At 35.2% G+C, this 25,251-nt stretch carries 25 protein-coding genes and 1 tRNA gene; 12 read left to right on the forward strand and 14 right to left on the reverse strand.

What is annotated here, in order from left to right; translation table 11 throughout:
- Positions 1 to 343: 343 nt before the first annotated feature.
- From ORI89_RS15115 to ORI89_RS15140, 6 genes are all read right to left on the reverse strand, one after another.
- Positions 344 to 415: transfer RNA gene (locus tag ORI89_RS15115), tRNA-Glu, on the reverse strand.
- A gap of 156 nt (positions 416 to 571) precedes the next feature.
- Positions 572 to 901: a bacillithiol system redox-active protein YtxJ gene (ytxJ, locus tag ORI89_RS15120; RefSeq protein ID WP_268231345.1), complete on the reverse strand. Its 330-nt coding sequence runs from the start codon at positions 899 to 901 to the stop codon at positions 572 to 574.
- 3 nt (positions 902 to 904) lie between these two features.
- Positions 905 to 1,633: a hypothetical protein gene (locus ORI89_RS15125; RefSeq protein ID WP_268231346.1), complete on the reverse strand. Its 729-nt coding sequence runs from the start codon at positions 1,631 to 1,633 to the stop codon at positions 905 to 907.
- Between the two features lie 240 nt (positions 1,634 to 1,873).
- Complete coding sequence (ribH, locus tag ORI89_RS15130; RefSeq protein WP_268231347.1) at positions 1,874 to 2,362, reverse strand: 6,7-dimethyl-8-ribityllumazine synthase; 489 nt, start codon at positions 2,360 to 2,362, stop codon at positions 1,874 to 1,876.
- A gap of 74 nt (positions 2,363 to 2,436) precedes the next feature.
- Complete coding sequence (locus ORI89_RS15135) at positions 2,437 to 3,105, reverse strand: tetratricopeptide repeat protein (RefSeq protein ID WP_268231348.1); 669 nt, start codon at positions 3,103 to 3,105, stop codon at positions 2,437 to 2,439.
- A gap of 90 nt (positions 3,106 to 3,195) precedes the next feature.
- A complete protein-coding gene (locus ORI89_RS15140; protein ID WP_268231349.1) occupies positions 3,196 to 5,118 on the reverse strand; it encodes a polysaccharide biosynthesis protein in 1,923 nt (640 codons plus the stop codon).
- Positions 5,119 to 5,240: 122 nt separating this feature from the next.
- Here ORI89_RS15140 and ORI89_RS15145 point away from each other — a divergent pair, with 122 nt between their 5' ends.
- Genes ORI89_RS15145 through ORI89_RS15155 form a run of 3 tightly spaced genes read left to right on the forward strand, consistent with a single transcriptional unit; the run spans position 5,241 to position 7,890 of the window.
- Entirely contained in the window at positions 5,241 to 6,452 is a 1,212-nt protein-coding gene (locus ORI89_RS15145) for an alanine dehydrogenase (protein ID WP_268231350.1), read from the forward strand.
- A gap of 7 nt (positions 6,453 to 6,459) precedes the next feature.
- A complete protein-coding gene (locus tag ORI89_RS15150) occupies positions 6,460 to 7,350 on the forward strand; it encodes an alpha/beta hydrolase (protein ID WP_268231351.1) in 891 nt (296 codons plus the stop codon).
- Between the two features lie 51 nt (positions 7,351 to 7,401).
- Positions 7,402 to 7,890: a TlpA family protein disulfide reductase gene (locus ORI89_RS15155; protein WP_268231352.1), complete on the forward strand. Its 489-nt coding sequence runs from the start codon at positions 7,402 to 7,404 to the stop codon at positions 7,888 to 7,890.
- A gap of 7 nt (positions 7,891 to 7,897) precedes the next feature.
- On the opposite strand, the gene ORI89_RS15160 is transcribed toward ORI89_RS15155, so the two are convergent.
- The 6 genes from ORI89_RS15160 to porX all read right to left on the reverse strand — a co-directional run bounded on the left by ORI89_RS15160 (position 7,898) and on the right by porX (position 13,281).
- Positions 7,898 to 8,950, reverse strand: a complete 1,053-nt coding sequence (locus ORI89_RS15160; RefSeq protein WP_268231353.1) for an ABC transporter ATP-binding protein — start codon at positions 8,948 to 8,950, stop codon at positions 7,898 to 7,900.
- Positions 8,951 to 9,037: 87 nt separating this feature from the next.
- A complete protein-coding gene (locus ORI89_RS15165) occupies positions 9,038 to 9,829 on the reverse strand; it encodes an outer membrane beta-barrel protein (RefSeq protein ID WP_268231354.1) in 792 nt (263 codons plus the stop codon).
- A gap of 48 nt (positions 9,830 to 9,877) precedes the next feature.
- Positions 9,878 to 10,633, reverse strand: coding sequence for a hypothetical protein (locus tag ORI89_RS15170; protein ID WP_268231355.1), 756 nt, complete (start codon positions 10,631 to 10,633; stop codon positions 9,878 to 9,880).
- Positions 10,630 to 11,175, reverse strand: a complete 546-nt coding sequence (locus ORI89_RS15175; protein ID WP_268231356.1) for an RNA polymerase sigma factor — start codon at positions 11,173 to 11,175, stop codon at positions 10,630 to 10,632. The genes ORI89_RS15170 and ORI89_RS15175 overlap by 4 nt, the downstream gene beginning before the upstream one ends.
- A 64-nt stretch (positions 11,176 to 11,239) precedes the next feature.
- On the reverse strand, positions 11,240 to 11,650 hold the full coding sequence (gene tsaE, locus ORI89_RS15180) for a tRNA (adenosine(37)-N6)-threonylcarbamoyltransferase complex ATPase subunit type 1 TsaE (RefSeq protein WP_268231357.1): 411 nt from the start codon (positions 11,648 to 11,650) through the stop codon (positions 11,240 to 11,242).
- A 71-nt stretch (positions 11,651 to 11,721) separates the two neighbouring features.
- A complete protein-coding gene (gene porX / locus ORI89_RS15185) occupies positions 11,722 to 13,281 on the reverse strand; it encodes a PglZ domain-containing protein (protein WP_442800889.1) in 1,560 nt (519 codons plus the stop codon).
- Between the two features lie 315 nt (positions 13,282 to 13,596).
- Here porX and ORI89_RS15190 point away from each other — a divergent pair, with 315 nt between their 5' ends.
- The 7 genes from ORI89_RS15190 (at position 13,597) to ORI89_RS15220 (ending at position 20,171) form a co-directional block, all read left to right on the forward strand.
- Positions 13,597 to 14,835, forward strand: a complete 1,239-nt coding sequence (locus tag ORI89_RS15190) for an HD domain-containing protein (RefSeq protein WP_268231358.1) — start codon at positions 13,597 to 13,599, stop codon at positions 14,833 to 14,835.
- Positions 14,836 to 14,885: 50 nt separating this feature from the next.
- A complete protein-coding gene (gene lpxD, locus ORI89_RS15195; protein ID WP_268231359.1) occupies positions 14,886 to 15,935 on the forward strand; it encodes a UDP-3-O-(3-hydroxymyristoyl)glucosamine N-acyltransferase in 1,050 nt (349 codons plus the stop codon).
- 17 nt (positions 15,936 to 15,952) lie between these two features.
- The gene (locus tag ORI89_RS15200) at positions 15,953 to 17,350 is read left to right on the forward strand and encodes a bifunctional UDP-3-O-[3-hydroxymyristoyl] N-acetylglucosamine deacetylase/3-hydroxyacyl-ACP dehydratase (RefSeq protein WP_268231360.1); all 1,398 of its coding nucleotides are present in this window, start codon (positions 15,953 to 15,955) and stop codon (positions 17,348 to 17,350) included.
- A gap of 1 nt (position 17,351) precedes the next feature.
- Positions 17,352 to 18,149, forward strand: coding sequence for an acyl-ACP--UDP-N-acetylglucosamine O-acyltransferase (lpxA, locus tag ORI89_RS15205; protein ID WP_268231361.1), 798 nt, complete (start codon positions 17,352 to 17,354; stop codon positions 18,147 to 18,149).
- Positions 18,150 to 18,169: 20 nt separating this feature from the next.
- Positions 18,170 to 18,793 carry an ABC transporter ATP-binding protein gene (locus ORI89_RS15210; protein WP_268231362.1) on the forward strand — a complete coding sequence of 208 codons (624 nt, stop codon included), beginning with the start codon at positions 18,170 to 18,172 and terminating at the stop codon, positions 18,791 to 18,793.
- 165 nt (positions 18,794 to 18,958) lie between these two features.
- Entirely contained in the window at positions 18,959 to 19,519 is a 561-nt protein-coding gene (efp, locus tag ORI89_RS15215) for an elongation factor P (RefSeq protein ID WP_268231363.1), read from the forward strand.
- Positions 19,520 to 19,598: 79 nt separating this feature from the next.
- Positions 19,599 to 20,171: a 5-formyltetrahydrofolate cyclo-ligase gene (locus tag ORI89_RS15220; RefSeq protein ID WP_268231364.1), complete on the forward strand. Its 573-nt coding sequence runs from the start codon at positions 19,599 to 19,601 to the stop codon at positions 20,169 to 20,171.
- Between the two features lie 38 nt (positions 20,172 to 20,209).
- Here ORI89_RS15220 and ORI89_RS15225 read toward each other — a convergent pair whose 3' ends face one another.
- Together ORI89_RS15225 and ORI89_RS15230 are read right to left on the reverse strand one after the other, a co-directional pair.
- Positions 20,210 to 21,505, reverse strand: a complete 1,296-nt coding sequence (locus ORI89_RS15225) for an HAD-IB family phosphatase (protein ID WP_268231365.1) — start codon at positions 21,503 to 21,505, stop codon at positions 20,210 to 20,212.
- A gap of 24 nt (positions 21,506 to 21,529) precedes the next feature.
- Positions 21,530 to 22,495, reverse strand: coding sequence for an NAD-dependent epimerase/dehydratase family protein (locus tag ORI89_RS15230; protein WP_268231366.1), 966 nt, complete (start codon positions 22,493 to 22,495; stop codon positions 21,530 to 21,532).
- A 114-nt stretch (positions 22,496 to 22,609) separates the two neighbouring features.
- Here ORI89_RS15230 and ORI89_RS15235 point away from each other — a divergent pair, with 114 nt between their 5' ends.
- Both ORI89_RS15235 and ORI89_RS15240 read left to right on the forward strand, forming a co-directional pair.
- Positions 22,610 to 23,797, forward strand: a complete 1,188-nt coding sequence (locus tag ORI89_RS15235) for a formimidoylglutamase (RefSeq protein ID WP_268231367.1) — start codon at positions 22,610 to 22,612, stop codon at positions 23,795 to 23,797.
- Positions 23,798 to 23,839: 42 nt separating this feature from the next.
- On the forward strand, positions 23,840 to 25,156 hold the full coding sequence (locus ORI89_RS15240; RefSeq protein WP_268231368.1) for a DNA recombination protein RmuC: 1,317 nt from the start codon (positions 23,840 to 23,842) through the stop codon (positions 25,154 to 25,156).
- Positions 25,157 to 25,251 lie beyond the last annotated feature (95 nt).

Genomic DNA, 25,251 nt, shown 5'->3' on the forward strand with positions numbered 1-25,251 from the left:
AGTACCATACTTTTAATTGAAAATATTGGGTTTCTCTTTCCCGAAATATAGTTTGTAGATAAAAAATAGAACGTTAAAAATACTTTTAAAAATCATGATAGGTTTAGTTAAATGAAATTGTTATACCAAAGATAGTAGAGAATATAGTTCTAGTAGGTCTATCTTATGATAAGGTAACAGTCTGGAAGGGAGGGGTAATATAAAAGTATATAGTAATTTCTCTGTTAAGAGGTGGTAGTGTTCCTGATGAAGGTCAGTAACGCCTTTGCAAAAGTAAACTGTGTATTAGTTATGTGTTTTTCTCCTGATAAAACGAAAAAGCAACTCTTTTGAGTTGCTTTTGTAGCCCGTAGGGGAATCGAACCCCTGTTTCAAGAATGAAAATCTTGCGTCCTAACCCCTAGACGAACGGGCCTTAACGCCTTTCGGTGTGCAAATATAGAAAGTATATTTAATAATCCAAAATTATTTATTTTTTTTTGGAAGTAATTCTTTTAGTCCATTTTTTTAATTGAAGATACACGATGATGAAATCGTGTGCTTTAAGTACAATTTGTAGTAAAGCTTTATGTTATGAAATAAATGAGAGTATTTCTTTTATTTCTATATTTTGATGTGATGCGTGATACAAGCAAGATTTTCCCTTTACAACTAATAACTGTGGAGATTCATGTTTTACTCCCCAATGGCTAGCGATGAAGTCTGAGATGTCGCGTAAGGCAATTAAATCTAATATGTATATTGGAAACTCCTTCGGTAATATAGAGAAATCATATTCTACATTACGTTTTGCCATACTACTTACTGGACATCTTGTGCTATGTTTGAAAATAATAAAAATTTCTTCTTTATAGATAAGTTCTTCTAGTTGACTTATTGATACGAGGTGCTGCCAATTCATTTTTTAGAGTTGAATAAATTTTGATTCTTCCATATCACTAAAAGCTGCGACTGTTGAAAAATAAACACTTTTTGTTGAGTTATTAATGTTTTTGAAAGAAGTAGGGAGAAATAGTCCATCCCCTATGTCTTTGTAGCCGTTGACATAATAAGTCCCTTTATCTTTCGTTATTAATTGTTTAATATATCCAGTTTCTGCGTTAAATAGTACTTCACCGCTTAATGCACCATTTTTCAATTCTATATTTATAGATTGTAACTTTTCAGCATTTATAATTTTTGAAGATAAAGTTCCAGTCTTTGTTTCAGGTGTATTGACTAATGCCGATAGAAATAAGAAAGAAATATCTTGTTGAAATTGATTTTTTATTTTGTCACACTTTTTAATGGTTGTATCGTTTAGTTCTTTAAGCTGAGTGCCATTGATATAAAATTTGGTCACTTTACCAGAGTTAAAGTTGAAAAATACAGCAAGATTGTCGCCGTTAAGTGATTTGCCTTCGAATCGAACTTGTCCTGATTTTCTGTTAACTAAAAAAGTTCTAGCCGATTGTGTATAATCTAATTCGCCTCCATTTGCCACGAAGAGTATATAATTGGTTTTCTCCCATTTTTCTTTGCCTCCTATACCCTTCCATAGCATTTGACTTGCTTCTTTGTTTATTTGCCCTTGAGCAGATAAGAAAGGGAGAACAAAGAGTAGAAAAACGAATAATCTAACGAGTTTTTTCATGATTAATCTTGAGTATGTTCCATATATACGTGCTCAGAAAAACTCTAACACTATTCTTTTATTCGTGCGAATTATTAAGAGCTTTATTTGCTTCTCATTTTTTTCTTTGGGTACGTGCTATATGCAGCGCAGCTTTTTTGTGATGAGCAAGATGATATGAAAGCTGTCCCGATGATTAAGAATCCGATGAGTAGGATAAAATAACGTTTTACTTGAAATGAATTCATTAAAAAAGGAGAATTAGTACTTTCTTTGAATATGTGCCATTTGAATAGCAGTAATAGCTGCTTCTTCGCCTTTATTTCCGTGTTTACCGCCAGCTCGATCTAATGCTTGTTCAAGATTTTCTGTCGTTAATACACCAAATATAACAGGTTTATTATATTTAAGAGCCGTATTTGCTATTCCATTGGCTACTGCGTCACATATAAAGTCGAAATGGCGAGTCTCTCCCTGTATTACAGATCCTAAGCATATTATTGCATCCAGTTCTTTTTTTCTTAAAACAATATCTGCACCAGCTATTAACTCGTAGCTTCCTGGGACTTCGATGACCTCGATATTACTCTCTGCCGCTCCGTGTTTTAATAAGGCATTAATTGCACCACCAAGTAATGCCCCTGTTACGTTAGCGTTCCATTGTGCGACAACAATCGCAAATTTTAAATCTTCTGCACGACCAACCTCTATATGAGAAAAGTCGGATAAATTTTTTAAACTACTCGACATATTATACAAAGATAAATAAAAAAGCTGCTTATAGGAAATAAGCAGCTTTTTTAGATATTGCAATGAATCTATAATTATTGTTTCGCCTGAGCACGTGCAAGAGGTCCATCTATCATGTTGGCTTCCGTACTTTCAGGATAATCTGTTTTTATTGATTGATAAATTTTTTCAGCGCTTTTAAAATCTTCTAATGCTTCGTAGACCAGCCCTAATTTTTTTAAGAATAAAGGGGTAGTATAGGAGTTTTTATTTTTTTCCGTAGCTTTTTTATAGTGGTCAGCAGCCTTTTTATAGTCTTTAGACTCTGAATAAGCATCTCCAATCAAACCTATAACCAGCGGGTCTAAAATTTCACTGCCTGTTGGCGAATATTTTTGAAGATATTTTATTGCGTCTTGGAAGTTTCCTTGACGTAAATATAGGCCGCCCAAATAAGCGTTTGCAATATTTGAAGATTTAGTATTGGAATATTCTTCTGCAATCTCTTTAAAGCCGAGAAAAGAACCGTCACCCTCGATTGCTTTGGCTTGTAGAGAATCAATAAGTGCATACTCTTCGGCTTTATAGATCTGATTTGCAGCTTTTTCAGCGCGCGGGGATAAATAAAGGTTTTGATAGCCTAAATATAATAAAACCAAAACAATTATACCTCCAATGATGAAGGTTAAACTTTTTTGATTGTCCTGAAAAAATGAACCTGATGCTTTTTTAGGTTCATTGGGATTTACATTTTTGTCTGACATTTTTACTAAGGTAAAATAAATATGGAACGCAAAATTACACTTTTAAAATTTTATTGCAAGTATTAATAGAAATTCTCTTATGTATTTGTTTTAATTAGGGTTGCTAATTTCTCTGTCTAGTTGTTCATATATTGAATTTTGGCTTAAAAATTCGGGGACAATGACTTTCATTTGGCGGACTAATGTCATATTGTTGTTGCTGTTTGCTGCTTTGCGCAATTCGTTAATCTGTGTATTAATATAGTCGAATTGATTATGACGTACTTTAGCAATCATTATTTTTTGATGATGTGTTGGAAGAGTGTTTTCAAGATCATTTAAAAGTTCTTCATATAATTTTTCTCCAGGACGTAATCCTGTAAATTTGATTTCGATGTCTTTGTAGGGCGTTAGACCAGATAATCGAATCATTTTTTCAGCAAGATTAACAATCTTGACTGATTTACCCATATCAAAGACGAAAATTTCGCCTCCATTTCCCATAGACCCTGCTTCGATGACGAGTTGACACGCTTCGGGGATAGTCATAAAGTAACGTGTTATATCAGGGTGTGTGACAGTGACAGGACCGCCTTTTTCAATTTGATCTCGGAAACGAGGTATAACCGACCCGTTGGAACCTAATACGTTTCCGAATCGGGTTGTAATAAAGCGTGTACAACTTGTATCCTTTCTGTTTGCTAATAAATTGCTGTCCAAAGATTGTATATATAGTTCGGCAATTCGTTTTGTTGCTCCCATTATATTTGTTGGATTAACAGCTTTATCTGTCGATACAAAAACGAATTTTGAAACCCCGAACTCAACGGCTAGGTTGGCTACATTATATGTGCCGAAAATATTGGTTTGAACACCTTCTAGTGGATGGTTTTCCATCATAGGCACGTGTTTATATGCAGCAGCATGATAGACATGGTGAGGTTTGAAAGTTTCGAATAGGGTACGCATACGCGTTTCGTCTTTAACATCGGCAATAAAAGATTGATAAATCTGTTTTTTAAACCTTTCTTGTAAATCTAGGTGTAGATTATGTAAAGGAGATTCTGCTTGGTCACAAAGAACAATGAGTTGTGGGTTGAAACGGCTTAATTGTTTTGCGATTTCACTACCGATAGATCCTGCCGCGCCGGTAACTAGGATTCTTTTCCCTTCCAATTGACTTAGTATATTATGATTAGAGAGTTTTATTTGTGGTCGTTCTAGAAGGTCTTCAATTTTAATTTTTTTAATTTGATTAGGAGAAAGACTGCCATTTATAATTTCATGAACTGGCGGAAGTGTTAAGACATTAATATTATGTTCTAAACAAATGTCAGTGACTAGATCTTTGTTTTCGGGATCAATATTGTTAGACGCGAAAATTAATTCTTCGATCTCAAATTTAGAAATTAGCTTTTGTAAATCAGAAGAACTATATATTCTTATACCATCAATATATTTGTCAATTTTACTATCGCTATCGTCTAAGTAGGCTACTATAAATTTATTTGATTTGAGATCATGATCGTATGTGCGTTTTACTGCAATACCAAGGTCCCCAGCACCGTATACAATAATGTTTTTTGTGTTGGAGCTTTTAGTTTTTGTATATTGAAAGAAAATTTTTATTAGTGTCCGGTATGTGATTAGTCCTGCAAAAGCAAATAAGCTATAAATAATAATAATATTGGTGGGTACTAATGTAGGCTTGCCGATAGCAATAAGAATAAGCTTAACTGTGAATAAGATAATGATATTGAAAAGTAGAGTTGAAAGTATTCGTATAGAGTCTACCGCGCTTGTATATCTGACAATGCCTGAATAAAGACGAAAGACAAGAAAGGAAAAAGCGGTTATGCTTAAGGAATATATAATCTCAATCGCAAAATTTGGTCTTGCATAAGCAGTTAGGTCAAAAGAATAAAAGACTGCATAGGCAAATATATAGGCTATAAAAGCTATGGCTAGATCGAAGAGAAATATTGTCCATCTTGGAACTATGCCCATTTGATTGAATATCGAAAGGTTACGCATTAGAGTCTAAATAATTACACCGCTGTAAAATTATACAAAATTAATGTAATTGTAGTTTAAACGTTAATAATTCGATAATAATAGTTAAATTCACGTGTTTGAAAAATATGAGTTTATGATACATGAATGATATAGCTAAAATTGCACAAAAAGCCTTTTTTCAACCTAAGGAATCATTAAAATCAGTTGATTCTAGTAAAAGTAATTTGAGTATTGGTGTGCCAAAGGAAGTTGCTTTTCAAGAACGCCGTGTGCCTTTAACTCCTTTTTCAGTGGCTTTATTATTAGAGTATGGTTATGACGTTCTTATAGAGACAGGTGCGGGAACTGCTTCGAATTTTTTAGATCAACATTATAGTGAACAAGGTGCTAGAATATGCTACAGCAAAGCTGATGTTTTTCAGTGTGATATTGTTGTGAAAATAGGAGGACCAACTTTAGAAGAAGTAGGACTGATGAAAAACAAGCTTTGTCTATTGTCATCCCAACAACCTTCGTTGATGGATATTAAAGTGTTAAATGAGCTCATCAGGAAGCAGATAACTGCGCTTTCATTTGAATATCTGGAAGATGAAGGTGGACATCTTACTATTGTTAGAGCAATGAGTGAGATTGTTGGTGCTACTTCTGTATTAATTGCTGCAGAATACTTAAGTAATGTATTTGAAGGTAAGGGGTTAATGCTGGGGGGCGTCACAGGTGTGCCGCCAACAGAAATGGTTATACTAGGCGCAGGGACAGTAGGTGAATATGCTGCTCGAGCGGCTATTGCCTTAGGTGCTCAGGTTAAAGTTTTTGATAGTTCTATATATAGACTTCGTCGTTTGCAGAATAATGTTGGGAGTAGAGTGTTTACTTCTGTAATTCAGCCTATGGTGTTAAATAAAGCTGTAAAATCGTGCGATGTGGTTATTGGTGCCATAAGGGCTACGAATGGCAGGTCTCCCTGTCTTATTTCAGAAAACACCGTTTCCAATATGAAGCCAAACTCTGTATTAATTGATATCAGTATTGATCAGGGGGGGTGTTTTGAAACTTCGGAAGTAACAACACATGATAAACCTATTTTTAGAAAATATGACGTGATTCACTATTGTGTTCCGAATGTGGCATCAAGGGTCGCTCGAACCGCGACTTATGCATTGACGAATATTTTAACACCTTTGCTCTTACAAATTGGTGAGCATGGAGGAATAAATAGTATGATATGGTCTGATAAAGGAATTCGAAATGCTATTTACTTGTATCAAGGAATGTTAACGAATAAAGATATGGGAGAGTTTTTTGGCCTACCTGTCAAAGATTTGAACCTTATTATAGTTGCTAATCAATAAAAATAATATGAGTTGGTTAATAAATAGTCTTTCTAGACACACTAATTTGCTGCTAGTGCAGCATAAGATGTTAACAGTAATTTTAATGATATTCATGTATAGTGCTCAAGCGCAAGAAGAAATTATCCTGTATAATAATGATATTCCTAACGCAAAGATGGAGGTTATAGGAAAGGAAGATACGCCTCTTTTATATAAGTATGAGTTAAAAGGAGCGAAAAAAGCTGTGTTAATAATACCTGGAGGTGGCTACGGTATGGTCGCAATTAATCATGAAGGTCATGATATAGCAAAAGCTTTTAATAAAGAAGGTTATAGTGCTTTTGTACTGTATTATCGTTTACCTAAAGAAGCAACGATGATAGATCGTAAGATTGGCCCTCTCCAAGATGCGCAACGAAGTATGCAGTATATTCGTGAAAACCATGATTTCTCAAAGATTGGGGTTATTGGGTTTTCTGCTGGAGGACATTTGGCCGCAACTTTGTCAAATCACTTCGATGATTTAAAAATTGAAAACCTTTCAGAGGTATCGCTAAGACCTGATTTTTCAGCTTTAATATACCCTGTTATCTCAATGGATGGGGAAATTACACATTTGGGCTCTAAGGATAATCTTATAGGGCGTGAAGCAGATCTTGTTGATGTTGTTTATTTTTCGTTAGAACAGCAAGTAGACAGGCGTACGCCTCCGACCTTTTTAGTACATGCAGTTGATGATAAGGCTGTTTTAATTAGTAACACGACAGTGTATATTGATGCTTTAAAGGAAGCTGGAATAAATTATGAGTTTTTTCAATATGAAAAGGGGGGGCATGGCTTTGGCCTCATCAATAAAAGTGATCCGCGCAGTTGGGCAGATGCTCTTTTCAAGTGGTTAAAGACGCTAGACGATTAATGTAGTGGAAAATTAAAATTAAAGTATAGAGTGAATATAAAGAGGAATTTATTGTTAATTTCATTTATATTGATATTTGTCAATATAAATGCACAAGATTGGAAAGTAGAATTAGGTGATACAGTGCCCCAGTTTATTGTGGAGAGTAAAGAAGGAGAAAAGGTGAATTCTGATAATTTTCAAGGGAAGGTTGTCTTGTTGAATTTTTTTGCTACCTGGTGCCCTCCCTGTAGGCAAGAGTTACCCAGGCTACAAAAAGAGATTTGGGATAAGTGGGGAAAAAGAGTTGATTTTGATGTTTTAGTTCTGGCCCGTGAGGAAGGCTGGGAAAAGCTTGATCCCTTTGCTGAAAAATTTAAGTATACATTTCCGTTTTATTCTGATTTAAACAGAAGTGTATTCAGTTTATTTGCTGATTCAGGTATCCCGAGGAATGTTTTGGTGGGAAAGGATGGGCAGATTGCTTATTTGTCTTTAGGTTATACGGATGATGAATTTACAGAACTTATAGCTCTTATTGGAAAGTTATTGGATGAATAAAGGACTATTACACTTGGACTTCGATGTATTTGCTTATCTGAATATGTCCTTTTATGCCTAGGGTTGTAGAAAAGGGAGGAAACTGTATAAGGTGTAAATCTATTATGTTGTTGCTGATAATAAGCTCATTATAAAAGCCTCTAAAACGTATGTTTTTTAGGGTGAATTCACCCTGTGGATCAATTTGAAATTGTATGTTTTCTTGGTGTATAGCTATTCTTTGCTGTGTCGTAATTGATATTGATTTTGCTTGCTTTGCATTGATAATGTTGCTTTTAGCTAAAAGAAGTGCTGTGTAGGCATTTTTAGGCTGGTGATATAAAGTATTAGGTTTGCCTTGTTCAATTATTTTTGCATCTTTCATGACGATCAGTTCATCTGACATCGCTAATACTTCTGTGGGATCATGTGATACTAAAATAATTGTTAGTCCGGTTTCTTCAACAATTTGACTAATATCCTGTTGAAGAGCGTCTCTAAATGCAGCGTCAACCTGATTAAAGGGTTCGTCCATTAATAGGACCTCTGGCTTATTAATCAATGCTCTTGCGATTGCAACCCGTTGTTTTTCTCCTCCACTGAGGTCTGCAATGCGTTGTTTAGCGAGATGAGCGATTTTCAAACGCTCTAAAGTTTCCTGTGTTTTAGTATGTTTTAAATTGATGTTTGTGTTTGGGAGTTGTGAAGAAACGTTGTCCCATACATTTGCGTATAGATTGAGGTCATCGAATCCCTGCGATACTAATTTCATTGCATCATGACCTGGGATTAGCTTGTCTTTCCGGGTCGGTACTATACTCCCTTTATAGCGAATTTCTCCTTTATTTGGCTCAAGGAGTCCGTAAATAAGCTTTAATAATGTGCTTTTGCCACTACCGGACTCCCCTATAATAGCGGTTGTTTTACCTTGCTGAATTTCAAAGCTCACATTATCAACAGCAATAATTTGATCTTTAGCTTGAAAAAATAGTGAAACTTGTTTACCATCTATCATAGCAAGTCCTTGTTGGGTCTGAGTTGATGAATGAGAATATGAGCAGGAAGACAAGTTGTTTACCATGAAATTGTGCCGAATTTGAAGTTCGGCACAAAAATACATAATAATAAGCTACTTTTTAATTCCCAATGTTTGGTTTCCGTTAAAATTTTAAAATCCAAGTGTAGCTCCGAAAGTAAAGTTATGAAGACCTTTTTGTGCAGGGCTGTTTTCGAACATATCATTCATGTAATATTTCGTGAAAATTGCCATACTACCGAAACCAATGCGGGCAAAAGCACCATATTGAAAGCTGGCTAGATTGAAATTATCCTTGTAGCGATGTTTTCCCTTATTATCTTTTATGCGCTGTGATCCTTTTAAAAGTATTCCTGTCATAGCGCCAACGGCAAGTTTAAGACGGTCGCCATTACGGTTTGGTTTGCCTCTAAATTCCACTGATAACGGAAGTCTCAAATAAGTTGAGGTGAGGATGTTTTTTTTAAATTCTACATTTGATACAGTGTAGTCTAGTGGGGTAGCGTCTGTATTGAGAAAGATATCTTTTTTCAGACGTAGGTAATTCCACTCAAAGCCTGATGATAAATATACTTTTACGACATCATTGAATCGTACACCAAATTGTGCAATATCAAAGCCGAAATTTGATGCTTTACTATAACTTAAGAAACTGTTGTCTTCAGAAAAGGTAAAGCTACCATCATCAATGGGCCTAGAAAACCCCCAATCAATTCGTGTGAACGTTAAGCCGCCAAAAGTACGAGGAAAGGTGATTTTTTTTCCGCGGTCATCATAGTCTTTTTTATGGACCAAATCAGTTAATTCATTTCTTTTGTTTCTTGAACTGTCAGCTTCAATTTCTTCTTGACTGAATAGTTGAAGTGAAGTAACTAATAAGAGTGCTATTGTTGGTATGAGCTGTTGAAGTAATGTTTTTTTCATTTGTATCTATGGTTTAAAAATGTTTAATGATTTGTGTTTTTTCTTTATTTATTTATTTCTTTTGTTTTTGTTTTTGTTTTTTGCAAAAATATTTTTGAAATCAATTTGTATAGAACCTTCATTGTCTTTGCTGACTTTTATTGGTGTTTCACGATCTGTTGGACGTATTTTATCAATAATTTTATTAATCAGAGGAGGCAAGGCTTCGTCTTCACTTGTTGCGAGACTTGCTAGCATATTGTCTTCTTGTTCGGGAAAACTAATCAGTGACTGTATTGGTCCTGCTTCTACCATGTGATATGTGATAAGTGGTTGGTGACCAGTGTTTTTTGTTAGCTCTTTTAGGTTGTTCTCAACAAGTGGCTCCTCTATGTGTATAGTTTGTCTCGTTGAAAAGGTTTCACGTGCTTTTACCTTGTAAGCGGAAGATGACACCTTATTTTGAGTTTTGTCTTGGGAAACATCACTGTTTTTTATGATGTTTTCTGGAAGATGTTCTGTTTTTTTTAGGGGTGCTTCGGCGCTTGTTGTTTCCTTAGTTATTTTATTATCTAGCATAGCTAAGTTAGATATCTTATCATCCATGTTTTTTTCTGGGCTAGATAATGTCTTGGTATTCTTTACGAAGAATATAGTTAGAGCCGAACTGAAAATAATAGCTAAGATAGCTGCATATCTTATCCAGTTTATTTTATGTTTTGGTGCAAGCTCTTTTTCTATTTTATCCCAAATAAAGCTTGGTGGGGATATCTCTTTGTCTGCCAGTTGTTCTTTAAATAGCTGGTCAAGTTCTTCGTTTTTCATGAGTTTATATTTTCTATACTAATCAATTTCTCTTTTAGCCAGAGTCTTGCTCTTGATAATTGAGATTTAGAATTTCCTTCACTTATAGAAAGCATAATAGCTATTTCTTTATGTGAATATCCCTCTATAATAGCGAGATTGAATACTGTTCGATAGCCGAGTGGCAGCGTTTTGACTAATGATAAGAGGTCTTTATAGTAGATGGGGTGATGTGTTTCTTGTGAAGAAATGATGCTTTGAAGATGTTCATCAGCATTGTTTGTAAAAGTGTATTTGTTTTTTCTATGAAATTCTAATGCCGTATTAATAATAATACGTCTTATCCAACCTTCTAATGATCCATTGCCTTTATAATCATGACAATTGGTGAACACTTTTAAAAAACCGATTTGTAAAACATCTTCTGCTTCTTGCTCACTTTCTGTATATCTGATACATATGGCGAACATTTTTTTTGAAAACAATTGATAAAGTTCGAATTGAGCTTTTCTGCTTCTTCGTAAGCAAGCACCCCATATTTTATCTAAGCTATCTTTTTCCAATTTTGATCAGTCTTTAGTATATAAGATGTGAAAAAGAAAGAAAAGGTTGCGTCGTGCGATAAATTTATTTGACAAAAATTTTTCTATGCTCTGGTGATATGACTCTAATATGTATTTCTTTAGCTTCCAAGGGAAGTAAATTGGGGATGTTTTCAGGCCATTCAATAAAACAGTAGTTATTGGAATAAAAATAATCCTCGTAGCCTAAATCCAGAGCTTCTTCTTCGCTTTTTAATCTATAGAAATCAAAATGATAAATGGGTCCAATTGGTGACTTATATTCATTTACTATAGAAAAGGTAGGGCTTGATGTGTTATCTTTTACTTGCAGATACTTGCACAATGCATTTATTATTGTTGTTTTTCCTGCTCCCATACTGCCGTAAAATAAAAAAATACGATCAGAAGGAAAGTTATCTATGATCTCTTTAGCAAAAGCCTGTAATTGATCAATATTTTTTAAATCAAATTCCATCTTCAAACTTAGATAAGTTTGATTTTTAATGCAAATTATTATATTTAAATATACTTGCTACTCCTGACTCTTTAGCCCTTTGGCGTATAAACAGCGTATGGGATAATCATTTCTTCTAGTGAGATTCCTCCATGTTGAAATGTGCCGTGGTAATAATTGACGAACTGATTATAGTTATTTGGGTAAACAAAGTAATAATCATCTTTAGAAAATGCAAATACTGAACTTACATGTAGTCTTGGTAATTGTGCGTCATGTGGATTTTTGATTACGAAAACCTCTTTTGTGTTATAGTTTAAGTTTTTACCTTGTTTATAACGAAGATTAGTGTTTGTATGTCTATCGCCTATTATTTTACTTGGTTTCTTTACACGGATAGTTCCATGGTCTGTGGTAATAATAATTCGAGCCTTTTTTTGAGCAAGCCATTTAAGTGCGTCAAGTAAAGGAGAGTGTTCAAACCATGATAAGGTTAACGAGCGATATGCACGCTCGTCATTTGCTAGCTCTCTTAACATTTGCATTTCTGTTCTAGCATGTGATAGCATGTCGACAAAGTTGTATACTAATACATTTAGATCATTTTGCATGAGATTGTTTAATGAGTCTACAATGTCTTTTCCTTGCTCTAGCGTAAGTATTTTGTTATAGGAGTGTTTAATAGGTCTCCGGCATAACCGCGAGATTTGATCTGTTAAAAAAGTGTTTTCATATAAATTCTTTCCTCCTTCATCATCATCATTTTGCCATTCTTTAGGAAATCGTCTCTCCATTTCTAAAGGGGTTAATCCGCTAAAAATCGAATTTCTCGCATATTGTGTAGCTGTTGGGAGTATACTGTAATAGGTGCTTTCCTCTTCAAGTCTGTAGTAGTCTGTTATGATGTCATTGATTATTTTCCACTGATCGTATCGTAGATTGTCAATGAGAAAGAAAAATGTAGGATTCCCTTCTTCTAGTGTCGGGAGAACTTTCTTTTTGAATAATTGATGAGACTGTAAAGGGCCTTCTTCTTTGTTCTGTATCCAACTAAGGTATTTTTTTTCTATAAATTTGGAAAATGTGCTGTTGGCTTCTGCCTTTTGCATAGTTAGTATTTCATGCATGCCTGCATCTTCTAATTTTTGTAGAGAAAGTTCCCAGTATACTATCTTCTTATAGACATCTGCCCACTCTTGATGATTTAGATCATCGTTAATACTCATTCCCAAATTGCGGAATTCTTGTTGATAAGCCATGGAAGTTCTTTCACTTATCAGTCGTTTATTTTCTGTGAATTTTTTAATCGTTAATAGAATTTGCTTTGGATTGACAGGTTTAATTAGGTAATCGTCAATCTTAGAGCCTATTGCATCTTCCATTAGATGTTCTTCTTCATTTTTTGTAACTAATATCGTGGGAATTGTTGGATTTATTGTTTTTAATATGGCTAATGTTTCTAGACCTGTTTTGCCTGGCATGTTTTCATCAAGGAATACCAAGTCAAATGGTTCATTTCGAAACGCATCTACTGCATCATTTCCATTATTTACTGTTTTTACTCTATAACCTTTTTCTTCAAGTAACATAATATGAGGGCGTAAAAAATCAATTTCATCATCAGCCCAAAGTATGTGTATGTTGTTTATCATGTTTGTGTTTTCGTGCAGTAACTTTTTTTCTTGTTATAAAACAAGAACTGTTTGTAGTAGTGAATATGTATTCTTTAACAAAATAATGAAATGACTACGTAGGTGCTTTATTTTTAACATAAATTAACTTCATTCTGCGTATCTTTGCCATAATTTAGACTTTGGTAAGAAAAGTTACTGAAACTATATAAAAGAAAAATAAAAAGATCTTTTTTTGTTTTTCTTTTATATAGTTTGACTAAGTGATTTGTCTGTGAAAATCAATGGTTTATTTTTGTGAAATTTTGATTTAGAATATAAAGTAAAATAAGAGATTTGAATAAGAGAAAAATAATAAATGACCCTGTCTACGGATTTGTTTCAATTCCGTCTGCATTTATTTTTGATCTTATCCAACATCCTTTCTTGCAAAGATTGCGATTTATTAAGCAAGTTAGTATGACCCATTTGGTGTACCCGGGGGCTTTGCATACGCGATTTCAACATGTTTTGGGCGCTATGCATTTGATGTCTTTGGCCATTGACACCTTGCGTAGTAAAGGGGTTAATATTAGTGTAGATGAAGAGGAAGCTGCTTTGGCAGCAATTCTTTTGCATGATATTGGACATGGTCCTTTCTCACATTCTTTGGAGCATACCTTAGTGGAAGGGGTTTCGCATGAGATGATTTCATCACAACTCATGGATGTATTGAATTTAGAGTTTAAGGGGAAGCTAGATTTAGCTATTACTATGTTTAATGACGCTTACCCGCGTAAGTTTTTTCATCAATTGGTGTCGAGTCAGCTAGACACTGACCGCATGGACTATCTAAATAGAGATAGTTTTTATACAGGAGTCTCGGAGGGAGTGATTTCTTTTGATCGAATTATAAAGATGCTTAATGTTCATGATGATGAGTTAGTTGTAGAAGCTAAAGGTATTTATTCTGTTGAGAAATTTTTAATAGCTCGCCGATTAATGTATTGGCAGGTGTATTTGCATAAAACAGTTATTGGGGCTGAGCAAATGCTTATCAAAGCTTTATATCGTGCGAAGGAGTTAAGTACTCAGGGAGTTAATTTGTTTGCGACTTCTGCACTTAAGTATTTCTTGGAGAATAAAGTAAATAAGGATAATTTTTGGGAAGATCCAATTCATTTGAATTGGTTTACCAAATTGGATGATACAGATATATTATCTGCATTAAAGGAATGGATATCTGCAGATGACTTTATTTTAAGTTCATTGTGTAAACGATTAATGAAACGTGATTTGTTGCGAACAGAGCTAAGAAATACAACTTATACAACTGCTGAAGTAGCTAAGGTTCGTGAAGAAGTGCAGAAACATTTTGATTTGAATGATGATGAGGTAGGGTATTTTGTATATACGCAGGTTATTCAGAATCGTGCTTACGATAGTCATCATAACACCATAAAAATATTAAACAAGCTTGGTAATGTGCAAGATATTACTGAAGCATCAGATTTATCTAACTTAGAAGCTTTGGCGAGGCGTGTTGAGAAATTTTCAATTTCTTACCCCAAGGAAATAGGTTTTCCGCTACACTAATAGTTAATATGTAGGTAAATATTTATTAATAAATAGTTTACATTTGTAACATGCAATTTACTGCAAATCAAATAGCGGCCATTTTAGGAGGGTACGTTGAAGGAAATTCGGAAGCCGTTGTAAATCAATTGGCTAAAATAGAAGAAGGTGTTGATGGTTCATTAACGTTTCTATCTAATCTGAAATATGAACATTTTTTGTATCAGACTAATGCATCGATTGTTATTGTGAACGAGGATTTACAACTGTCCAAAGCTGTAAACTCGACATTGATACGTGTTAAAGATGCTTACTCTGCATTTTCAGAACTTTTAAAAGTTTATCATAATTTGCGTACAGAGAAAAGGGGTATCGAAGAGTTATCTTTTGTTCATGAATCAGCAAAGCTTGGAGATAATATATATATAGGAGCCTTTAGTTATATTAGTAAAAATGTGCGTATTGGTAATAATGTGAAAATCTATCCGCAGGTTTTTATAGGTGATGATGTGACTATAGGTGAGAATTGTGTTTTATACCCTGGCGTAAAGATATATTATGACTGTGTCATTGCTGATAATGTTACTATCCATAGCGGCACAGTAATCGGCAGTGATGGTTTTGGTTTTGCTCCACAGAAGGACGGTACTTTTAGTAAGGTTCCGCAAATAGGTAACGTTATTATTGAGAAGAACGTAGAAATAGGAGCAAATACAGTTATTGATAGGGCAACGATAGGCTCAACAATTATAAGGGATGGGGTGAAATTGGATAATCTTATTCAGGTAGCACATAATGTTGAGCTAGGTTCTAATACGGTGGCAGCAGCCCAAACGGGTATTTCAGGGAGTACAAAGGTAGGACAAAATGTTGTATTGGGGGGCCAAGTTGGTGTTGTCGGTCATATACATATTGCCTCTGGTTCGCAAGTACAAGCACAATCAGGAATTAACCGTTCAATCTCTGAAGAGAATAAAAAATGGGGAGGCACCCCTGCTATGCGATATAGTAGCAATTTAAGATCACATGTAATCTATGCTAAATTGCCTCAGTTAGAACAACGTATAGCTGAATTAGAAGCTCAATTGAAAGATTTGTATATAGCTAAACTCGAAAAATAGCAAAAAGAATGTTAGATATGAATGTCAAGCAAAGAACCATTAAATCTGAAATATCAATTTCAGGAATTGGTTTACATACGGGGAGATCGGTTAACATGGTCATTAAACCAGCACCGGAGTATCATTGGTACAAGTTTCAAAGGGTAGATCTAGAGGGGAACCCAATTATAGATGTTGATGCTGATAATGTGACAGATACTTCTCGTGGGACAACAATTAGTCAAAACGGAGCGTCCGTTAGTACAATAGAACACTTAATGGCTGCACTTGTTGGTCTACAAATAGATAATGTTTTAATTGAATTGGATGCTCCCGAAGTACCGATTTTAGATGGCAGTGCCCGTATCTTTGTGGATAAACTTATAGAAACAGGGTATGTAGAACAAGACGCTGACCGTGATTATTACGAGATTAAAGAGAATGTCACTTATATTGAAAAAGACAGAAAGGTAGAGATTATGGCGATGCCCCTTGATGGGTATCGGTTAACATGTATGATTGATTTTAACTCACCTGTACTTGGTAGTCAGCATGCATCAATAAGTAATATAACAGAGTTTAAAAATGAAATATCAGGTTCACGCACTTTTTGTTTTTTGCATGAGCTGGAGGCTCTGTTGAGCAATAATCTCATTAAGGGGGGAGATTTATCCAATGCTATAGTTGTGGTGGATAAAGAGGTCAGTGATGTCGAATTAGAAAAACTATCTACGTTGTTTAATAAGAGTGTCGACGTGGCAAGTGAAGGAATTCTTAATAATATCCAACTTCGATACCGAAATGAACCAGCTAGACATAAACTGTTAGATATGATAGGGGATTTAGCATTGGTAGGACGGCCCATTAAAGGTCACATTATGGCAGCACGCCCAGGCCATGCTGCGAATGTTGCATTTGCAAAAAAGATCAAAGCACAAATTAAGCGTGATAGGAATCGTAAAAATATAAAAACTTATGATCCTAATATGAAGCCGGTGTATGACACTGTTCAAATAATGAATATTTTGCCACATCGCCAGCCTTTTCTAATGGTCGATAAAATATTGGAGCTTTCTGAAACACATGTTGTGGGTTTGAAGAATGTGACTATGAATGAAGATCTGTTTATGGGACATTTTCCTGGTTCTCCTGTATTTCCTGGGGTCTTACAAATTGAAGCAATGGCACAAACAGGTGGTATCCTTGTGTTGAATACAGTTCCTGATCCTGAAAACTGGCTGACATTATTTTTAAAAATAGAGAATGCGCGCTTTAAGAATCAAGTGACGCCGGGTGATACCGTGATATTTACCTGTGAGCTATTAGAGCCTATTCGTCGTGGTATAGCGAAGATGAAAGGATTAGGAATGGTAGGGGATAAAGTAGTTAGTGAGGCCGAATTGATGGCTCAAATTGTAAAAGTTAAAAATATATAGAATGATACAACCGTTATCATATATACATCCAGAAGCGAAAATTGCTCAGAATGTTGTTATAGAGCCTTTTTCTACAATTCATAAGGATGTTGAAATTGGAGAAGGAACATGGATCGGATCTAATGTGACTATTATGAATGGAGCTCGTATCGGTAGGAATTGTCGTATCTTCCCTGGAGCCGTTATTTCTGGAGAACCACAAGACCTAAAGTTTGAAGGGGAAGTAACCACGGCAGAAATTGGAGATAATACAACGATCAGGGAATGTGTCACTATTAATAGAGGGACTAAAGATCGTTATAAAACGGTTATTGGTAAAAACTGTTTGATTCAAGCATATAGTCACATAGCGCATGATTGTTTTGTAGGGGATAACTGTATCTTTTCCAACTCTAGCACGTTGGCCGGACATATTACTGTAGGTGATTACGTAGTGTTGGCAGGTATGGTTGCTGTTCATCAATTTTGTAAGATCGGCTCACATGCTTTTGTTACGGGAGGCACTTTAGTTCGAAAAGATGTCCCTCCTTTTATTAAAGCTGCACGAGAACCTATTTCTTATGCTGGAATTAACTCTGTAGGCCTTAGGAGGAGAGGTTTCTCTCCAGAGCAAATAACAGAAATTCAAGATATATACCGTGTTTTATTCGTTCAGAATCGAAATTTAACAAAAGCATTAGATCTGATCGAAGCGGAGTTTTCACCCACAGAGATACGAGATGAAATTGTTTCATTTGTACGTAATTCGAATCGAGGAGTAATCAAGGGGTTTAATCAAGGGAAAACCTCAACACTTTAAATTAAGAAAAAGGAATATTATTGAATATAACTCTACACAATTTAGGAAGAAGGTATAATAGAGAGTGGATTTTTAGAGGATTGGATTATACTTTTTCATTAGGAAATAAATATGCAGTGCTCGGACCCAACGGTTCGGGCAAATCAACTTTACTTAAAGTTATATCAGGCAGTCTTTCCCCGAGTGAGGGGACCATAATGTATAGGCAAAAACAAGATGGCCTGTTGCCTATCGATCATCTTTATAAGTACCTTAGTGTTGCCGCACCCTATATGGAACTCATTGAAGAGTTAACTTTGACGGAAATGTTGACCTTCCATTTTAAATTTACAGACTTTTTAGGGGATTATACTCTTGAAAGAGTACTGGATCTTTTGGCTTTACCGCAAGCGGCGAATAAGGAGCTTCGATTTTTTTCATCTGGAATGAAGCAACGTGTTAAACTAGCTTTGGCCTGTTGTTCTGCTAGTGAATTAGTTTTGTTGGATGAACCTACTAGTAATTTAGATTATGCAGGAGAGAATTGGTATCTTTCTTTAATTGAAGAAACAATAGGGGCTGACAGATTGCTGATAGTCGGCTCTAATCAAGAAAAAGAGTATAGTTTTTGTGATCAGCATGTTAATATCCTATCCTACAAATAACCCACCTAACAGCATTTTTTATTATTTCCTTAACGTTTTGTTCAAGTGAAATTGTTTGGAGAAGGAGTGTTACTGTATATTTATTATTTGTAATGAGTCGAGTGGTTTTTGATAAACAGCATATAAATTAGTATTTTTGCTAGAGTAAAATCAAGAAATTTTGTAATGGCTAAAGCATCCGACGTAAAATCAGGAAATGTACTTCGTTATAACGGAGAATTGGTAGCAGTTGAAGAATTTATTCACCGTACTCCAGGGAATTTACGTGCATTTTATCAGGCACGTATGCGAAATATTCGCACGGGTAAAATAGTGGAGTATCGTTTTAGAACAGATGAAGAAGTAGAAATTGCACGTGTAGAAACTAATGATTATCAATATTTATATGATGATGGAGAGTTCTTCGTTGTCATGGATAATAATACATATGAACAATTTAACATACCAAAAACATTATTCGGGGAATCGGCGCGGTTTTTGAAAGATGGTATGAATGTCGTTGTAGCTTTTGAAAGTGAAGAGCCTATAATGGCAAACACTCCTAATACTGTGGAGTTAGAAATAACTTATACAGAACCTGCAGTTAAGGGTGATACATCAACAAATGCATTAAAAATGGCTACAGTAGAAACGGGAGTGGAAATTCGGGTGCCTCTTTTTATTAATGAAGGGGATAAGGTTAAGATAGACACAAGAACAGGCGACTATATTGAGCGTGTTAAATAAAATCTTTAGGTTTAGGTTGATTATTCGGTCTTGTTGCTAATTCGGCGCAAGACCGTTTGTTTTTTTATGGACTTTGATTATGACAAAGCAACAATTGAGAGCAAAATATAAGGAAGAGAGAAACTTGCTGTCTTCTTCGGATCAAGAGCAAAATAGTGCTGCAATTGTTAGAGAGCTGATTAAATTTCCTTGGGCGACTATTAAGTTTTTGCATGTTTTCTTACCCATTAAAAAGATGAATGAACCTAATATATACCCTTTCATAAATTACGTGAAGAATTATAGGTCTAATATGGCACTTGTGATAGGTCGCTCTAATAATTTAGACTTTTCTATGTGTCATTTTTTATTTACAGAAGAGGTGTCTTTGGTAGAAAATAGATGGGGCATCATGGAGCCTAATTCTGGAGAGGAAATTAAAGAGACGGAGCTCGATGCTGTATTGGTTCCTTTGTTGGTGGCTGATAATTATGGAAATAGGGTAGGGTATGGGAAAGGGTTTTATGACAGGTTTTTAATGAGATGCAAGCCTAGCTGTTTGAAAATCGGTGTTTCTTTTTTTGAACCGGTTCAACATATTACTGATGTCGGTTCCTTTGATATTCCGTTAGATTATTTGATTACTCCTACTGGTTTGAAAAAGTTTATATAAGTAAAAAAAACTATGCGGCTTAAGCCGCATAGTTTTTTTTACTTATATAATATTCTAAATTTAATGGTGTTATCGATTTGTTTGAGCTGTCGGAGCATTTTTTTGTCGTAGGCTGAATGAATATCAGTTACAGCGTAGCCAATATTCCCTCTTGTCATTAAGAATTGAGAGATAATGTTGACACTGTTTTCAGCATATACATTATTGATCTGCGCCATAATACCAGGAACATTTTTGTGAATGTGTAACAACCGATGTGCGTGGGTAAGTTTCGGTAAAGTAAGATTAGGGAAATTGCGACTCATATCGGTATCGCCGTTATTGATAAAGTCGGCCATTCTCCGTGGAATAAACTCGGCGTTACGTTTTTTGTTCTTTTTATCATCGAAGATCACAATGCCTTTCTCCGTGCATAGCTCCCGGTTTATTTTTTCTTTAGATTCACCTAAGTAGCCAATAGTTTTAAGTTTATCAGCTCTGGATAGTTGTTCGTCATTCAAGGTTATATCCTGACCCAATAATAAGAGGCCTACGTCTTTTGTGTATTTTTCCTCAAAAGAGTCTTTAATACGAACAGAAAATCCGTCACGTTTTAATATATGGACTGCTATTGCAGGTACATCGCCGACGATAAGACACAGTATCCTATTCTTTGGGTAAGATATCGCTCTAGGTAAATCATTTACGTATAGAAATTCATCAAAACTTGGTGTTATATGATCGGCTTTCTCTGTTACACTTTTACGTGAGATGTTTTCTGTGAACGCAAAGAATTTTTCAATCAAGCCCGACTCTTTTAGTTGAAAGTCGGAATAACCATCTCCTATTCCAAAAATTCTGCCTTCAATATTTAATTCTTTTAACAATTTAACTTTGCCGCCTTCTTCTGACAAAGGGTTATTTTCATCATAACCAATAATATTTCCAGCATCATCAAACTTAAAGGTATTGGCATAAATATTTTCTTTTTTGATGTGGTACGGTGTGACCACTGGTGTTATAAACTCTTTAAACCCTCCAGAAACAATCCAAGCAGTGTCTTCATTTTTTTTGAAAAAATCTTTATTTCGCTCAAATGATCGAGACACCTTCTTTTTAAGCCGTAAGACAAGTTTATCTAAGTGGCTTTTATTAGCGTTTAACAATTTGACACGTCCCGCAAGACTTTCTCTAAAGGAAATCTTGCCTTCCATTGCTAGGTTGGTATAGTCTTCAATCTGTTGGTATATTTTTTCTCGATTGGGATGATTTTCTAACGAAATCATAGCCAATTCATCCAATGCTTCGACTTGTGTAAATGTACTGTCGAAATCAATGATGTAATAGTTTTTCACGGTGGTTTAGTTTGATGTTTATTGTTATTTGAAATTTATACTCATTTCTGTTAGTGTTTGTTCAACAGGTTTGAATGTATAATTTATTTTATTTGTAATTTTTTCATTAGAATAAGCTAATCTTGAAGAAGCTGCTTGGACGGTTTCTTTTGTTAAGGCAGGGGTTTCGCCTGTAAAAAATGATGAAATCTTAGCAAATCTCCATGCGACATTAAGCATAAATGGTGAAACCTTAGTTGTTGGTGGTTTTTTGTTCAATAATATGGCGATTTGCTCTGTGAGTTTCTTATGACTTACATTTTCGCTGTTAAGTATAAAGCGTTCGCCTCTTATTTCTGTGTTATTCATGAGAATAATCGATATTTTAGCAACATCTTCTACATCAACAATACCCACACTGCCTAATGGGTAAAAATTAAGCCCTTTTTTTATGACGTTAAATATTGCTCCTGAGCCTTTCCCTTCCGTACCGCTTCCCATGATTAGTGAAGGGTTGATAATTACAGCGTTTAGACCTTCAGCCACCCCTCTCCAGACTTCCATTTCGCTTTCATATTTTGAAATAGAATAATTAGAGTGCTTTAACCCACTGTCCCATTTACTATTTTCATCAACAAGCTCGTTTTTTTTGCTAACACCAAGTGCTGCAATCGAGCTAACATGTATTAAACGAGCGTTATATTCGATGCATAGATTCACCAAATGTTTAGTGCCTTCAATATTGGTGTGCAACATTTTAACTTTATCTGCCTTTTGATAAGATACTAAAGCTGCGCAGTGATATACTTCTGTTATGCCTGGAAACAAGTCAGCTAATGTAAAGTAATCTGTAATGTCGGCGTTTATCCATTGAATTAAGCTCGAAGATTTCAAGCTAGCAGGGATTATCGAGCTTTCACGCTTTGTGGCAATTAATGCTACGCCATCATCAATCAAAAGCTTGATTAATCTAGCACCTAAAAAACCTGTTCCTCCTGTTACTAGTATCACTTGTTAATATAATTGTTGATAACTTATTCTTTTCAAAAATAGCTTAATAAATGCATATTTGCGAAATACTGCTTACATTGTTTCTGTTTTCTCTAAAATAATATTTCATATACTATGTCATTAGTTGATTTTTTTACTCCTATAAATCTTTCTGAATTTTCAGGAAGTAATGGATATTATAATTCTCAGTTCGGGAAGGTTGTGCAAGTTTACACGGATTCATTTCCTGATTTGGAAGATGCTGAAGTCAAACCTCAAATAGCTCTGGTAGGAGTAGAAGAAGAAAGAGGAGCCGTAAATAATGAAGGAACAAAAAAGTCTGCGGATGCGGTGCGTAGGTATTTCTACTCTTTGTATCAAGGCGATTATCAAGTGCGTATTGCAGATTTGGGGAATATTCAAGCGGGTGCTACTATTAGAGACACTTATTATGCGCTTAAAACAGTTGTAGAAGAGTTGGTGAAAAATGATATTGTTCCTGTAATTATCGGGGGGGGGCAAGATCTTACGTATGCACAATACTTAGGTTATGAAGGTTTAGAACAACGGGTTGAGGTGGCAGTAATTGATGCAAAATTTGATTTAGATCAAGACAATGCGGAAGAAACTGAACTTAGCTCCAATACTTTTCTAAATCATATTATTTTGCACCAGCCAGATTATCTGTTCAACTTAAGCAATTTGGCCTATCAGACATATCTTGCTAGTAAGGAATCTATCAATATGTATGATAAGCTATTTTTTACAACTATGCGTATAGGAATGATGTCAGGTAAGTTGGACCAAGCTGAGCCGCTTATCCGTGCTGCTGATATGATAAGCTTTGATATTGGATCTATACGTGCGTCCGAAGCCCCTGGCAATGCGAATGCATGGCCTAATGGGCTTTATGGAGATGAAGCCTGTCAATTGGCACGATATGCAGGTATGTCCGATAAGTGTTCGTCAATTGGCTTTTATGAGTTTAATCCCACTTTTGATCCTATGGGGCATACAGCAAGCTTATTAGCTCAAATGATTTGGTGTTTTATAGATGGCTATTACAATCGTAAAAATGATGCTCCTTTAATTCCAAAATCAAGTTATATAATTTATCGTACTACACTTGCGAATGAAGATTATGAGTTGGTGTTTGTGAAAAGTAAAAAATCTGATCGTTGGTGGATGCAAGTACCCTACTTTGGTTCTAAGTCCGTCAATGAACGTTATTACTGGGTGCCTTGTCGTTATGAAGACTATCAAACCGCTGTGGATGGCGATATGCCTGATATTTGGTGGAAAACTCATCAGAAACTACAGTAGAGACCGTGGTTGTGGTGGTTTTCAATATTCAATAATGTATTTATGGATGTGTTGTTTTTTTTAATATCAGGTGTTTTATTGGTGATTGTCGGATTGTTGCTTTGGGAGAGACGAAATCAAATTAATGCTAAGGTTTATGAAAGTTTACAAAAGGAGCGAGAAAGTATACTTTTAGATTTAACGAAGCTAACTGAGAGAGAACGTTTACTTGTTGAACGTAATCAGTTTTTAGAAATTCAGTTAGAAAAGGAGCGAAATGAAAGATTGTCTATAGAAAGAACACTAGAGAGTACCAATGCGTTTTTACAGGCACAACAAGAAAAATTTCAAGAACAGCGCAAAGAAGTAGCAGAGCTTAGAGAGCAATTTCGACTAGAGTTTCAACAAATGGCAAATGAAATACTGGAAGAGAAGACCGCTAAGTTTACACGAGTTAATCAAGAGCATATAGGTTTGATTTTGGATCCACTAAAGGATAAGTTGAAATCTTTTGAAGAAAAAGTGGAGCGTACTTATCAGCAAGAAGCTGCTGAACGAAATGTTCTGAAAGGAGTTGTTGAGCAGTTGATGCAGCAGAGTTTGCAAATAAAAGAAGAAGCAAATCACTTGACGAGAGCGCTTCGGGGAGATAATAAACAGCAAGGAAATTGGGGTGAAGTGATTTTAGAGCGTGTTTTGGAAAGGTCAGGGTTGACGAAAGGACAAGAGTATATCCTACAGTCTGTGCATAAAGAAGATGAGAGTAGGAAGATACCTGATGCAATTATTTTATTGCCAGAAGATAAACACTTGGTAGTGGATGCTAAAGTATCATTAGTCGCTTATGAGAGGTGGGTAAATTCGGAAGATGAGGCAGAACAACAGCAGGCTGTAAAGCAGCATATTCAATCTATTGAAGCTCACGTCCGGGATTTGTCGCTTAAAAATTATCATGCATTATATGGAATAGAATCTCCAGATTTTGTAATGCTTTTTATGCCAATAGAGTCTGCATTGAGTTTGGCTGTACGTGAAAAACCTGATATTTTTTCTACAGCTTGGGATAAACGGGTAGTTATTGTTAGTCCATCTACCTTATTAGCAAGTTTGCGTACTATAGCTAGTATATGGGTACAGGAACGGCAAAATCGTAATGTTTTAGAAATAGCTAAAGAAGCAGGTGCACTTTATGATAAGTTTGTGGGCTTTTTACAAGACATGCAGCAGATTGAAGTTCACTTAAATAAAGCTGCTGAAAAGCATACTGAAGCGATGAAAAAACTCTCGTCGGGTGGAGGAAACGTAATTCGTAAAATAGAGAATCTTAAAACTTTAGGTGCAAAGGCAAATAAAAAGATCGATTCTCGGTATCTAGAATAATTAAGAGCAGGAGCTTGTCAAAGTGTAATAATGAATTTATAAACGATATACGGTATATATTTCTTAATTTTAACATGCTTATTAGCAGCTTAGAT

The sequence above is a fragment of the Sphingobacterium sp. UT-1RO-CII-1 genome, assembly GCF_026711005.1.
Classification (GTDB): domain Bacteria; phylum Bacteroidota; class Bacteroidia; order Sphingobacteriales; family Sphingobacteriaceae; genus Sphingobacterium.